This is a genomic window from Klebsiella variicola (genome assembly GCF_000828055.2).
Taxonomy (GTDB): domain Bacteria; phylum Pseudomonadota; class Gammaproteobacteria; order Enterobacterales; family Enterobacteriaceae; genus Klebsiella; species Klebsiella variicola.
In genome coordinates this window covers 4528243-4541818 of the sequence record NZ_CP010523.2, presented here as the reverse complement: position 1 = coordinate 4541818, position 13576 = coordinate 4528243, and the positions used below count along the sequence as shown (strand labels likewise).

At 58.3% G+C, this 13576-nt stretch carries 14 protein-coding genes; 7 read left to right on the top strand and 7 right to left on the bottom strand.

Annotated elements, in window-relative coordinates; translation table 11 throughout:
* Positions 1-79: 79 nt before the first annotated feature.
* The gene (gene cueO, locus SP68_RS21305) at positions 80-1699 is read left to right on the top strand and encodes a multicopper oxidase CueO (protein ID WP_040972961.1); all 1620 of its coding nucleotides are present in this window, start codon (positions 80-82) and stop codon (positions 1697-1699) included.
* 82 nt (positions 1700-1781) lie between these two features.
* Here cueO and SP68_RS21300 read toward each other — a convergent pair whose 3' ends face one another.
* Positions 1782-4172: a glucose/quinate/shikimate family membrane-bound PQQ-dependent dehydrogenase gene (locus SP68_RS21300; protein ID WP_040972963.1), complete on the bottom strand. Its 2391-nt coding sequence runs from the start codon at positions 4170-4172 to the stop codon at positions 1782-1784.
* Between the two features lie 79 nt (positions 4173-4251).
* Between SP68_RS21300 and SP68_RS28605 the strand changes: the two genes are divergently transcribed.
* Positions 4252-4371 carry a hypothetical protein gene (locus SP68_RS28605; RefSeq protein ID WP_012542835.1) on the top strand — a complete coding sequence of 40 codons (120 nt, stop codon included), beginning with the start codon at positions 4252-4254 and terminating at the stop codon, positions 4369-4371.
* Positions 4372-4375: 4 nt separating this feature from the next.
* Positions 4376-4912 (top strand): hypoxanthine phosphoribosyltransferase, encoded by a 537-nt coding sequence (gene hpt, locus SP68_RS21295; RefSeq protein WP_004204384.1) that lies wholly within the window; start codon positions 4376-4378, stop codon positions 4910-4912.
* A 57-nt stretch (positions 4913-4969) separates the two neighbouring features.
* On the opposite strand, the gene can is transcribed toward hpt, so the two are convergent.
* Positions 4970-5632 carry a carbonate dehydratase gene (gene can / locus SP68_RS21290; RefSeq protein WP_004204385.1) on the bottom strand — a complete coding sequence of 221 codons (663 nt, stop codon included), beginning with the start codon at positions 5630-5632 and terminating at the stop codon, positions 4970-4972.
* A 184-nt stretch (positions 5633-5816) separates the two neighbouring features.
* On the opposite strand from can, the gene SP68_RS21285 reads away from it, so the two are divergent.
* The 4 genes from SP68_RS21285 (at position 5817) to SP68_RS21270 (ending at position 9385) form a co-directional block, all read left to right on the top strand.
* Positions 5817-6743: an ABC transporter ATP-binding protein gene (locus SP68_RS21285; RefSeq protein ID WP_008807399.1), complete on the top strand. Its 927-nt coding sequence runs from the start codon at positions 5817-5819 to the stop codon at positions 6741-6743.
* Positions 6740-7510 (top strand): ABC transporter permease, encoded by a 771-nt coding sequence (locus SP68_RS21280; RefSeq protein WP_008807398.1) that lies wholly within the window; start codon positions 6740-6742, stop codon positions 7508-7510. Before SP68_RS21285 ends, SP68_RS21280 begins: the two co-directional genes overlap by 4 nt.
* Before the next feature lie 122 nt (positions 7511-7632).
* On the top strand, positions 7633-8073 hold the full coding sequence (locus tag SP68_RS21275; protein WP_008807397.1) for a PTS sugar transporter subunit IIA: 441 nt from the start codon (positions 7633-7635) through the stop codon (positions 8071-8073).
* 58 nt (positions 8074-8131) lie between these two features.
* On the top strand, positions 8132-9385 hold the full coding sequence (locus SP68_RS21270; RefSeq protein WP_008807396.1) for a polysaccharide deacetylase family protein: 1254 nt from the start codon (positions 8132-8134) through the stop codon (positions 9383-9385).
* A 35-nt stretch (positions 9386-9420) separates the two neighbouring features.
* Here SP68_RS21270 and panD read toward each other — a convergent pair whose 3' ends face one another.
* The 5 genes from panD to pcnB form a co-directional block, all read right to left on the bottom strand.
* Complete coding sequence (panD, locus tag SP68_RS21265) at positions 9421-9801, bottom strand: aspartate 1-decarboxylase (protein WP_008807395.1); 381 nt, start codon at positions 9799-9801, stop codon at positions 9421-9423.
* Positions 9802-9894: 93 nt separating this feature from the next.
* A complete protein-coding gene (gene panC / locus SP68_RS21260) occupies positions 9895-10749 on the bottom strand; it encodes a pantoate--beta-alanine ligase (protein WP_008807394.1) in 855 nt (284 codons plus the stop codon).
* A gap of 11 nt (positions 10750-10760) precedes the next feature.
* On the bottom strand, positions 10761-11552 hold the full coding sequence (gene panB / locus SP68_RS21255; protein WP_012542832.1) for a 3-methyl-2-oxobutanoate hydroxymethyltransferase: 792 nt from the start codon (positions 11550-11552) through the stop codon (positions 10761-10763).
* Positions 11553-11671: 119 nt separating this feature from the next.
* A complete protein-coding gene (gene folK, locus SP68_RS21250) occupies positions 11672-12151 on the bottom strand; it encodes a 2-amino-4-hydroxy-6-hydroxymethyldihydropteridine diphosphokinase (RefSeq protein ID WP_012542831.1) in 480 nt (159 codons plus the stop codon).
* Complete coding sequence (gene pcnB / locus SP68_RS21245; protein ID WP_071582539.1) at positions 12148-13542, bottom strand: polynucleotide adenylyltransferase PcnB; 1395 nt, start codon at positions 13540-13542, stop codon at positions 12148-12150. Before pcnB ends, folK begins: the two co-directional genes overlap by 4 nt.
* Between the last annotated feature and the right edge of the window lie 34 nt (positions 13543-13576).

Here is a 13576-nt window from a genome sequence, read left to right as displayed (position 1 = left end):
CTTACTCTTCTGCTTGACCTTCCCGTTACGGTAGGGTTTAAGCTCAAATATTCGCCCGCAGAATAAAAAGGATGTGAATATGCAACGTCGAGACTTCCTCAAACTGACCGCCGCGGTTAGCGTGGCCAGCGCATTACCGCTATGGAGCCGTGCGGTTTTTGCGGCCAGTCGCCCGGCTCTGCCGATACCGACGCTGTTAACGGCCGATGCGCGCAACCGTATCGCCCTGACGATCCAGGCGGGCAAAACACAGTTTGGCGCTCTGCACGCCACCACCTGGGGCTATAACGGTTCACTGCTGGGTCCTGCGCTACAGTTGACGCAGGGGAAGACCATTACGGTTGACATTACCAACCAGCTGGCGGAAGAGACCACGCTGCACTGGCATGGCCTGGAGGTCCCGGGCGAGGTCGACGGCGGACCGCAGGGGGTTATCGCCCCGGGCGCCACCCGTACGGTGAGCTTCACGCCGACGCAGCGGGCGGCCACCTGCTGGTTTCATCCGCATCAACATGGGACCACCGGCCGGCAGGTGGCGATGGGGCTGGCCGGCCTGGTGCTGATCGAGGATGAAGAGAGCGGACGCCTGCTGCTGCCTAAGCAATGGGGAATCGATGATGTGCCGGTGATTGTCCAGGACAAGAAGTTCACCGCCGCCGGCGAGATCGACTACCAGCTGGATGTGATGAGCGCCGCTGTCGGCTGGTTTGGCGATACGCTGCTGACCAATGGCGCTCTCTATCCCGAACATGCCGCCCCGCGCGACTGGCTCCGTCTGCGCTTGCTAAACGGCTGTAATGCCCGTTCCCTCAATTTTGCCACCAGCGATAAGCGTCCGCTGTACGTGGTGGCCAGTGACGGCGGTCTGTTGGCCGAGCCGGTGAAGGTCGATGAATTGCCGGTGTTGATGGGGGAACGCTTTGAGGTGCTGGTGGACACCAGCGACGGTAAACCTTTCGATCTGGTGACCCTGCCGGTGAGCCAGATGGGCATGGCCATTGCGCCTTTTGATAAACCACAGCCGGTGCTGCGCGTTCAGCCGCTGGTCATTCCCGCCTCCGGCAAACTGCTGGATACGCTGGCCACGCTGCCGGCGCTACCGTCCCTGACGGGGCTGACGCAGCGTCAGCTCCAGCTGTCGATGGATCCGATGCTCGACAGGATGGGCATGCAGGCGCTGATGGAGAAGTATGGCGACCAGGCGATGGCGGGAATGGACCACGGCATGATGGGGCATGGCGGCATGGGCGACATGAGCAATATGCACCATGGCGACATGAGCAATATGAGCAATATGAGCAATATGAACCACGAGGCTGGTCGGGATCATGGCATGTCGTCAGGCAAGGGGTTTGATTTCCATAACGCCAACCGCATCAACGGCAAAGCCTTCGACATGAATGTGCCGATGTTTGCCGCGGCCAGAGGCCAGTATGAGCGCTGGGTGATATCGGGTAAGGGCGACATGATGCTGCATCCGTTCCATATCCACGGCACCCAGTTCCGTATCCTCAGCGAGAACGGCAAGCCGCCAGCCGCGCACCGCAGCGGCTGGAAAGATACCGTCCGCGTGGAAGGTGACGTCAGTGAAGTGTTGGTGAAGTTTGATCATCCGGCGCCGAAGGAGTTTGCCTATATGGCCCACTGCCACCTGCTGGAGCATGAAGACACCGGGATGATGTTGGGATTCACGGTTTAGGGCTCTGCGGCCTGCTGCCATCTTCCATGGGGAGAAGGGATAAACACAAAAAAAACGGCAACTTTCGTTGCCGTTTTGCGTTTTATTTGGCGTCATCCGGGAGCGCATAGGCGACGATGTAATCGCCCATTTTGGTACCGAACGAGCCGTGACCGCCGGCAGAGATGACAACATACTGTTTGCCACTCACTTCGTAGGTCATTGGGGTGGCCTGACCGCCGGCTGGCAGACGGGCTTCCCACAGCTTCTCGCCGTTGCTCATATTGTACGCGCGCAGGTAGTTATCTGCGGTCGCGCCGATGAACAGGACGTTACCGGCCGTGGAGATCGGACCGCCAAGCATCGGCATCCCCATGGTGAACGGCAGCTTAACCGGCATCGGGAACGGCAGGCTGTCCTGCGGAGTACCGATACGTTTTTTCCATACCACTTCGTTGGTTTTCAGATCCAGCGCGGAGATATAGCCCCAGGCCGGTTGTTTGCACGGCAGACCGAACGGCGACAGGAACGGATTCAGGGTGACGCCGTACGGGACACCGTACTGTGGCTGCACGCCGGACTCGGTGCCAGAGCCTTTCGCATCTTTCGGCGGCTCCATCGGGTTGCCCGGGCCGCGTGGGATCAGTTTAGAGACGAACGGCAGCGCCATCGGGTTGGCAATAGCCACCTGACGGTTCGGATCGACGGAGATACCGCCCCATTCAAACATCCCCAGGTTACCCGGGAAGACGAGAGTGCCCTGCTCAGATGGCGGGGTGAAGATACCTTCATAGCGCATCTGGTGGAAGATCACGCGACACACCAGTTGGTCGAACATGGTGGCGCCCCACATGTCCGCCCCGGTCAGATCTTTCTTCGGACGGAAGCTCAGATCGGAGAACGGCTGGGTTTTGGCGACGTAATCCCCTTTGGCAGCGCCCTGCGGAACCGGTTTTTCCGGGGCCGGGACCACCAGCTCGCCATTACGGCGATCCAGTACGAAGATGTTGCCGGTTTTCGCCGGGGCATAGACGACCGGTACGGTTTTACCATTAACCTCAATGTCCGCCAGCGTCGGCTGGGAGGGCATATCCATATCCCACAGATCGTGGTGGACGGTCTGGTAGCTCCAGGCCAGCTTACCGGTGGTGGCGTTCAGCGCCACAATCGAGCTGGCGTAACGCTCTTGCTCCGGCGTGCGGTTGCCGCCCCAGATATCCGGGGTGGTCACGCCCATCGGCAGATAGACCAGATCCAGCTTAGCGTCGTAGGCGGCAGGCGCCCAGGAGTTCGGTGAGTTGAGCGTGAAGTGATGTTCATCGCTCGGGATGGCGTTCGGATCTTTCGCACCCGGATCGAAGGCCCACAAGAGTTTACCGGTATTCACATCAAAGCCGCGGATGACGCCAGACGGCTCGCGGGTTGAGAAGTTATCGGTGACCGCGCCGGCAATCACGATGGTCTTATCGGTGATAATCGGCGGAGAAGTGGGTTCATACATACCCGGCGTGGTGACCGGCATGTTGGTCTGCAGGTTGAGAATACCTTTATTGGCAAAGGTTTCGCACAGCTTACCGTTGTCGGCGTTCACCGCGAACAGGCGGCCATCGTTCACCGGCAGGATAATACGGCGCGGACAGTCGGCGACGACGTCGGCAGGCGCGTTATCCGCTTTGGCTTCGTGATAAGAGACGCCGCGGCAGGTGACGTGCTGGAACGACGGATCGGCGTTCAGCTGCGGGTCAAAATGCCACTTCTCTTTACCGGTGGCCGCGTCCAGCGCGAACAGACGCTGGTGGGCGGTACACAGGAAGAGCGTGTCGCCGACTTTAATCGGCGTCACTTCGTTGGTGATTTCACCCGGGTCGTTCGGTTGCTTCAGGTCGCCGGTGCGGAATACCCAGGCTTCCTTCAGGTTCTTCACGTTGTCGGCGTTAATCTGCTTCAGCGGAGAGAAGCGCTGGCCTTCCTGGTTGCGGCCATAGGCCGGCCAGTCGCCGTCGGCAACGTTGGAGATCGGCGCGGCCGGGGTGGCGTCGGCGCTCAGGGTGCCGTTGACTTCCTGCGGGTCGTTAAAACCAGCCCAGGTCAGCATGCCGCCGCTGATCAGCAGGGCGACGACCAGCGCGCCAACGGCGCCAGCGGAAGGCACCGGCAGACGACGCCAGACAAAGGGCAGGATCAGCCAGATGCCAAAGAAGACGAGGATATCGCTACGCGGCGTCAGCGCCCAGAAGTCGAAGCCGACTTCCCAGACGCCCCAGATCATGGTCGCCAGCAGCAGCGCAGCGTACAGCCACAGCGCAGCGCGTTTGCCGCGCAGCAGCATCACGGTCACGCCCAGCATCACCAGACCGGCGATAGGGTAGTACCAGGAGCCGCCAAGCACGACCAGCCATGCTCCGCCGATTAAAAGATAGAGGCCGCAGAACGCTGCAAATAGCGCAGTCAGCGTCACCAGGAGCCTTGATTGTTGAGACTTTGTTTCAGCCATAGAAAGTTACTCATGTGTTTGTTAATTTTTTAACTGCAATTAATTATAGGTTTTAACAAGTGTGATCGGAATCACAAATATGGCTTTATTAATCCCTGCACCGAAGATTTCTTTTTGCTGGTATACTGGATGGCTTGCCGGTCATCGTCGGGGCGAAAGCAGCGGCTTTGATGATTTATATTTAGAATCAAATGGTTAGTCTTATGAAACATACTGTAGAAGTGATGATCCCGGAATCCGAGATCAAAGCGCGCATCGCGGAACTGGGTCGTCAAATCAACGAACATTATCAGGACAGCGGCAGCGAAATGGTGCTGGTGGGGCTGCTTCGCGGCTCATTTATGTTCATGGCCGACCTGTGCCGTGAAGTGCAGGTGCCGCATGAAGTCGATTTTATGACCGCCTCCAGCTACGGCAGCGGCATGTCCACCACCCGTGATGTGAAAATCCTCAAAGATCTGGATGAAGACATCCGTGGTAAAGATGTACTGATCGTGGAAGACATCATCGATTCCGGCAATACCCTGTCTAAAGTGCGTGAGATCCTCAGCCTGCGCGAGCCGAAATCGCTGGCCATTTGTACGCTGCTGGATAAACCAAGCCGTCGTGAAGTGAATGTCCCGGTTGAGTTCGTCGGTTTCGCCATTCCGGACGAGTTCGTGGTGGGCTACGGTATCGACTACGCCCAGCGCTACCGTCATCTGCCGTATATTGGCAAAGTTACCCTGCTGGACGAGTAAGAGATATCCCCCCAGGACAGCGCGCGCCGCGCTCTCCAGGGGGGCTAAGCCTGAAGGCTATTTGTGGTTGATGTGCTTGATCTTGAGGTTGGAGATGCCGTGGCGATAGCGCTGTTCGAGGGTTTCCCGGCTCACGGCGGTGACATCCAGATCGCGCAGCAGCCCGTCGTGAATGCCATATGCCCAGCCGTGGATGGTGACCTTCTGTCCGCGCTTCCACGCCGATTGCATAATCGTCGAATGTCCCAGGTTGTACACCTGCTCCATCACGTTGAGTTCGCAAAGGGTATCCAGACGGCGCTCCTCCGGCATTTCACCTAGCAGTGAGCTGTGCTTGAACCAAATATCGCGGATATGCAGGAGCCAGTTGTCGATAAGCCCCAGCTCCGGGTTTTCCACCGCCGCCTGCACGCCGCCGCAGCCGTAGTGGCCGCAAATAATAATGTGCTCGACTTCGAGGACATCGACGGCATACTGCACCACCGACAGGCAGTTCAGGTCGGTGTGGATCACCAGGTTAGCGACGTTACGATGGACAAACAGTTCGCCAGGTTCCAGGCCGGTAAGTCGCTCAGCGGGAACGCGGCTGTCAGAGCAGCCAATCCAAAGGAAGCGCGGTTTCTGCGTCTGCGACAGTTTCTCAAAAAAGCCGGGGTCCTCTTCCACCAGCATTTTTGACCATAGTGCATTATTGCTGATGAGTGTATCTATATCATTCATGGACGTTATCGGCCTGTAACCAAGTAAGTGCGTTGCGCTAATATAGGGTAAGCTCACCTTTTTTAAAACCATCTTAACCCGTGATACGTCAGGCTACCGATGCGTTGGCGGCGCCAGCGCCAGTAGAACGCAAACGTGAGTCAGGCGGGTTAATGACGTGTCACGACACGAGAAGAGATATTTAATGACCATTGCTCTGGAATTAAAACAGCTCAAAAAAACCTACCCCGGCGGGGTTCAGGCGCTGCGGGGAATCGACCTGCAGGTCGAGGCGGGGGATTTCTATGCCCTGCTGGGGCCGAACGGGGCCGGAAAATCCACGACTATCGGCATCATCAGTTCGCTGGTGAATAAAACCTCCGGTCAGGTCAATGTCTTTGGCTACGATCTGGAAAAAGACGTCGTCAATGCCAAGCGTCAGCTTGGCCTGGTGCCGCAGGAATTTAACTTCAACCCGTTCGAGACCGTGCAGCAGATTGTCGTTAACCAGGCGGGCTACTACGGCGTGGAACGCAAAGAAGCTGTCGCCCGCAGCGAAAAATACCTAAAACAGCTCGATCTGTGGGAAAAACGCAACGAACGCGCGCGGATGCTCTCCGGCGGGATGAAGCGTCGCCTGATGATCGCCCGCGCGCTAATGCATGAGCCGAAGCTGCTGATCCTCGACGAACCGACCGCTGGCGTCGATATTGAACTGCGTCGCTCAATGTGGGGCTTTCTTAAGGATCTGAACGATCGCGGAACCACCATTATCCTGACCACCCACTATCTCGAAGAGGCCGAAATGCTATGCCGCAACATCGGCATCATCCAGCACGGCGCGCTGGTGGAAAACACCTCGATGAAAGCGCTGCTTTCGAAGCTGAAGTCAGAGACCTTTATTCTTGACCTCGCGCCAAAAAGCCCGGTACCGAAGCTCGAAGGCTACCAGTATCAACTGGTCGATACCTCGACGCTGGAAGTCGAGGTTCTGCGCGAGCAGGGGATTAACAGCGTCTTTGCCCAACTGAGCGCCCAGGGGGTGCAGGTACTGAGTATGCGTAACAAAGCTAACCGTCTGGAAGAGCTGTTTGTCACGCTGGTGCATGAGCGAAAAGGAGAGTCAGCATGATGCAGCTTTATTGGGTCGCGCTGAAAAGCATCTGGACCAAAGAGATCCACCGTTTTATGCGCATCTGGATCCAGACGCTGGTGCCGCCGGTGATCACCATGACCCTGTACTTCGTGATTTTCGGCAACCTGATCGGGTCGCGCATCGGCGAGATGCACGGCTTTACCTATATGCAGTTTATCGTGCCGGGCCTGATCATGATGGCGGTGATCACCAACGCTTATGCCAATGTCGCCTCGTCGTTCTTCAGCGCCAAGTTTCAGCGCAATATTGAAGAGCTGCTGGTGGCGCCGGTGCCGACGCATGTGATCATCGCTGGCTACGTTGGCGGCGGCGTGGCGCGCGGACTGTGCGTGGGGATCCTGGTGACGGCGGTATCACTGTTCTTTGTGCCGTTCCAGGTTCACTCCTGGCTGTTTGTCGCCCTGACGCTGATCCTCACCGCGGTGCTGTTCTCGCTGGCGGGCCTGTTGAACGCGGTGTTTGCCAAGACCTTTGACGACATTAGCCTGATCCCGACCTTTGTGCTGACGCCGCTGACCTACCTCGGCGGGGTGTTCTACTCGCTGACCCTGCTGCCGCCGTTCTGGCAGGGGCTGTCGCATCTGAATCCCATCGTCTACATGATCAGCGGTTTCCGCTTCGGCTTCCTGGGTATCAACGATGTGCCGCTGGTGACCACCTTTGCGGTGCTGGTGGTCTTCATCGTCGCCTTCTATCTGCTTTGCTGGTCGTTAATCCAGCGCGGCCGCGGCCTGCGCAGCTGATGTTCATCACGGTTAGCGCTTCCTGATGCCAATACGCGAAGCGCTAACCGCTTATCTTTGACCGCCATCACCGATACGTCATCCTCCCCTTGCTACATTGTTGGCTGGCTAAGGAGGGAAGCATGCTTGGTTGGGTCATTACCTGCCACGATGAGCTGGCGCAGGAGATGCTGGATCGTCTTGAACGAAAATTTGGTCCGCTGGCCCAGTGCCGGGCGGTCAATTACTGGCGCAATCTCAGCAGTAATATGTTGAGCCGGATGATGTGCGATGCGCTGCATGCCACCGACTCCGGGGACGGGGTCATTTTCCTGACCGACAGAACCGGCGCGGCGCCTTATCGGGCCGCGGCGCTGATGAGCCACAAACATACCCACTGCGAAGTGATCTCCGGCGTCAGCTATTCATTACTTGAGCGAATGTATCTGCTGCGGAACACGTTAAGCAGCGAGGCGTTTCGCCAGGCCATCGTCAGCGCGGGCGGGCCGATGGTGAGCAGCCTGTGGCATCAGCAGCAGAAGAATCCCCCGTTCCGCTTGCGCCATGATACCTTCGGAAATTAAACAGCGTGACAGATGCTGCTTTTGTTACAATAACTGCCGTTGATGGTTTACCGGTTCGATGCGCATGCTTGCCCGATTTTTTACGCTGCTTCTTTTACTGACCTCGCTCAGCGCTTCCGCCAGTCTGCTTAGCCAGCAGGGCAAGCCTGTACACTATATGCAGACCACCGAAGATGCGGTCATCTGGGCGCAGGTGGGGAATCATGTGGTCAGCGTCGGCAATGTGCGTGCCGGGCAGATCCTCGCGGTCGTCCCGACGGCGGCTGACTATTATGAATTTCGCTTCGGCTTCGGCACCGGGTTTATTGATAAAGGCCACCTCGAGCCGGTACAGGGTAAGCAGCGAGTGGAGGACCGACTGGGGGATCTCAATAAACCGTTGAGTAACCAGAATTTGCTCACCTGGAAAGATACGCCGCTCTACAACACACCCGCCGTGAGCAGCGTGCCGTTTGGTACGCTGGCCACTAACCTGCGCTATCCGATCCTCAGCAAGCTAAAAGACCGGCTCAATCAGACCTGGTTTCAGATCCGCATTGGCGACCGGCTGGCGTGGGTCAGCAGTCTGGATGCACAGGAAGATAATGGTATTCCCGTACTGACCTATCATCACATTCTGCGCGACGAAGAGAACACCCGTTTCCGCCATACCTCGACCACGACCTCGGTACGCGCCTTCAACAACCAGATGACCTGGCTGCGCGATCAGGGCTATACCACGCTGACCCTGTATCAGCTGGAAGGCTATGTGCGTAATAAAATCAACCTTCCGGCGCGGGCAGTGGTCATCACCTTCGATGACGGCCTGAAATCGGTAAACCGTTACGCCTATCCGGTACTAAAGCAGTACGGTTTTCATGCCACCGCGTTTATTATCTCCTCGCGTATTAAGCGCCATCCGCAGAAATGGGATCCGAAATCGCTGCAGTTCATGAGTATTTCTGAGCTCCGGCAGATCCAGGATGTTTTTGATATTCAGTCGCATACCCACTTCCTGCATCGGGTTGACGCCGGCCGCCGGCCGATTTTATTCAGCCGCAATTACCATAATATTCTGTTTGATTTCGCCCGCTCGCGCCGGGCGCTCAGCCAGTTTAATCCACATGTTCTCTACCTTTCCTATCCCTTCGGCGGCTATAACGCCACGGCGGTGCAGGCGGCGAATGACGCCGGGTTTCATATGGCGGTGACAACGGTGCGTGGGAAGGTGAAGCCGGGTGACAATCCGTTTCTGTTAAAGCGGTTATATATCTTACGCACGGATTCGCTGGAGACGATGTCGCGGCTGATCAGTAACCAGCCGCAGGGGTAATACCGGCGCTGCGCCTGAGCGCAGCGCCGCGGTCATCAGGCGACCTGCACCGGAATGGCTTTCGCCTGGCGCTTCATTTCATTGTCGCCTTCGAAGTAGGCGATGTTGGGCTGCCAGGTGCGCGCCTCTTCGTCCGACATGGTGACGAAGCTGGCGATGATCAGGATATCGCCGACGCTGGCGCAGTGCGCGGCGGCGCCGTTGACGGAGATGATTCTGGAACCCCGTTCGGCGGCAATCGCATAGGTGGAGAAACGATTGCCGTTGGTGACGTTCCAGAGGTGAATGGTTTCATTCTCCAGAATACCGGCCGCATCCAGGAAATCCTGGTCAATGGCGCATGAACCTTCATAGTGCAGGTCAGCCTGCGTGACTTTTACGCGGTGGAGCTTGCCCTGCAGCATATTACGCATCATAACTTCTACCCTTCAACCTTAATGTAGCAGAGCGGACAGGTCGTCCGCCCTGAGAAAAGCCCGGGCAAGTATTGCCCGATTTTTACCCGCTGTCTACTGACCGAGCGTGACGATCTGGTTGTCGATCAGGCGGGCCTGACCCAGCCAGGCGGCCATCAGGATCACCGCGCGCTGGCTGGCATCCGTCAGCTCAAGCAGGGTGTCGGCATCGCGGATCTGAATGTCGTCGGCGCGGAAGCCTTTTTCATTTAGCTCCTGTTCAGCGATAGCGATGATCTCATCGAGCTGGCGATCGCCGGCGGCCAGTTTTTCCGCCACCGCGCTCAGCACTTTGTAGAGGCCGGGAGCGATTTTGCGCTGGTCGGCGGTCAGGTAGCCGTTACGCGAGCTCAGCGCCAGGCCATCTTTCGCGCGGACGATCGGCACGCCGATAATCTCGATATCGTAGCCCATGTCGGCGACCATCTTGCGGATCAGCGCCAGCTGCTGAAAGTCTTTCTCGCCGAAGCAGGCGACGTCCGGCTGAACCAGATTGAACAGCTTACTGACGATGGTCGACACGCCGCGGAAGTGGCCCGGGCGGCTGGCGCCTTCCAGCATAGTGGACAGGCCGGGGACGTCGACGTAGGTCTGGCCTTCGGTGCCCTGGGGATAAACTTCCGCCGGCGTCGGCGCGAAGACAAAGTCGACATGGCGCTTGTTCAGCTTTTCGCAATCATCCTGCAGGGTACGCGGATAGCGCGCCAGGTCGTCGGCGCGGTCAAACTGCATCGGATTGACGAAAATACTGACCACCACCACGTCCGCGCTGGCTTTAGCCTCATCAACCAGCTTCATATGACCATCATGCAGGTTGCCCATCGTCGGAACCAGCGCGATACGCTTACCTTCCTGACGCAGACGGCGGATATGCTGACGCAGCAGCAGCACGGATTCAATAATCAGCACAACAAGACTCCTTAATGGAAACTGTGTTCTTCGCCCGGATAGACCCCGGATTCAACTTCGGCAATATACTGCCGTACCGCGGCGCGGATGTCGCCCGCTTCGGCAAGGAAATTCTTGGCGAATTTAGGGATGTGGCCGCCGGTGATCCCGAATGCGTCATGCATCACCAGGATCTGCCCGTCGGTGACGTTGCCCGCGCCGATGCCGATCACTGGAATGGTCAGGGCGTCGGTAATGCGTTTCGCCAGTTCTACCGGGACGCACTCCAGCACCAGCAGCTGCGCGCCAGCCGCTTCCAGCGCTAATGCGTCGTCAAACAGGGTCTGCGCTGCATCGCCGCGCCCCTGCACTTTATACCCGCCGAATACGTTTACCGACTGCGGCGTGAGGCCGAGGTGGCCGCAAACCGGCACCGCGCGTTCCGCCAGCATCTTCACGGTATCGGCCAGCCAGGCGCCGCCTTCGAGTTTGACCATATTGGCGCCAGCGCGCATCACGATGGCCGCATTTTCGAAGGTCTGTTCGGGGGTGGCGTAGGCCATGAACGGCAGGTCGGCAAGCAGCAGGCTGTTCGGCGCACCGCGGCGGACGGCGCGGGTGTGATAGGCGATATCTTCCACGGTGACCGGCAGGGTGGAGTCGTGACCCTGTACCGTCATTCCCAGGGAATCGCCCACCAGCAGCACATTAATGCCTTCATCGGCGAACAGCTTCGCGAAGCTATGGTCGTAGGCGGTAATGGTGGCAAAGCGCTTCTTTTCCTGTTTGCATTTCTGCAGCAGGGCAATGGTGGTCGGTTTCATAACATTTCCTGATGATGAAAGTCATATTAACCGGCATTCTAACAGCAGCATTCAGAGGGGCAATGATTTTGGGCAACCGATTACGACGATCGCCGCAAATGCTAAAAAAGGAGAGGGGATTACCAGCTCGCGGGTTTTTCCGCGCCCAGATCATCCAGCACGGCGCGCAGCGCAGGGCCGTCAGGAAAATGGAGATCCGGAGCGATCTCGAACAGCGGCCAGAGCATAAAGCCGCGGTTTTTCATATCATAGTGCGGAACGGTCAGGCGCGGGCTATTGATGACCTCATCGCCAAACAGCATGATGTCGAGGTCGAGCGTGCGCGGTCCCCAGCGTTCAGCTTTGCGCACCCGACCCTGCTGCAGCTCGATGCGCTGAGTGTGATCGAGCAGCGCATCGGGCGCCAGGGTGGTTTCCAGCGCGACGGCGGCGTTGAGATAGTCCGGCTGATCCTGCGGGCCCAGCGGCGGCGTGCGGTAGAACGAAGAGACGTTCACCACGCGGCTGTGCGGAATATCGCCCAGCGCGCGGATGGCTGCCTGCACCTGCTCCAGCGGAGAAGCAAGGTTACTGCCAAGCGCGATATAGACCAGGGTCATGCGTTACCCTGACGCGGCGCGCGTTTGCGCGGACGGCGGTGGCGACGGCGTGGCGCCGGATCGTCCCCGAGGTCGTTGAGCATGTCTTTTTGTTCCGGCGGCGCGGCGACCTGGAATTCGCCCCACCATTTGGTCAGACGCTGCAGTTCGCTGTTGTTTTCCGCCCCGGCGCGCAGCTCCAGCAGATCGTAGGCGGCACGGAATTTCGGATGCTCCATCAGTTTCCAGGCGCGTTTGCCCTGGCGACGGGACATGCGCAGCTGCAGCTGCCAGATATCACGAATAAGGGTAGTGATGCGTTTAGGGATCGCCAGCGTACGGCAGGCTTCGTCCAGGACATCGTTCATCGCCAGAGCGAAGGCATCGTAGTATGCCAGGCCGCTCTCCTGGGCGATTTTTTGCGCCGTCTCCAGCAGCGGATACCAGAACATCACCGCGAAGAGGAAGGCCGGATTGACGCGCATGTCGTTATGAATGCGGTTATCGGTGTTCTTCAGCACCTGGCTGATGATCCGTTCCATCGGGCTGTCGCCGCGCTCGGTAAAGTAGCGGGTGATGGTCGGGAACAGCGGCTGGAACAGGTTGTATTCGCGCAGCAGCATGTAGGTCTGGTAGCCATACCCGGCCTGCAGCAGCTTAAGCACCTCTTCAAACAGGCGTGCCGGCGGCACGTCGTGGAGCAGGGTGGCCAGGCGCGGCAGCGGTTCAGCCGTTTCCGGGCTGATACGCATATCCAGCTTGGCGGCAAAGCGCACCGCGCGCAGCATGCGTACCGGATCTTCGCGATAGCGGGTTTCCGGATTGCCGATCAGGCGGATCACGCCGTCCTGCAGATCCTTCATGCCGCCGACGTAGTCGCGAACGGTAAAGTCAGCCACGCTGTAATAAAGGCTATTGATGGTGAAGTCGCGACGCTGGGCATCCTCTTCGATCGAGCCGAAGATGTTATCCCGCAGCAGCATGCCATTCTGGCCCTGCTGGGAGGTCACGCGATCGGTGGTGTGCCCTTCGTGGTGGCCGCGGAAGGTGGCCACTTCAATGATTTCCGGCCCGAACATGACGTGCGCCAGGCGGAAACGTCGCCCGACCAGACGGCAGTTGCGGAACAGCTTGCGCACCTGATCCGGCGTGGCGTTGGTGGTGACGTCAAAATCTTTCGGCTTTTTGCCAAGCAGCAGGTCGCGGACACCGCCGCCGACCAGCCAGGATTCGTAGCCTGCCTTGTTGAGGCGGTACATGACCTTGAGGGCGTTTTCACTGATATCTTTGCGGGAAATAGCATGCTGCTCACGCGGGATCACCGTCATAGGCATGGGTTCGACGGCGGCTTCTGCCTCGCGCTCCTCACGGCTTAGCACCTTACGGCAAAAATTAGCGACTCGGGTAAAAATGGTGCACCTCGTAGTGTCAGACGGACTTCAGATC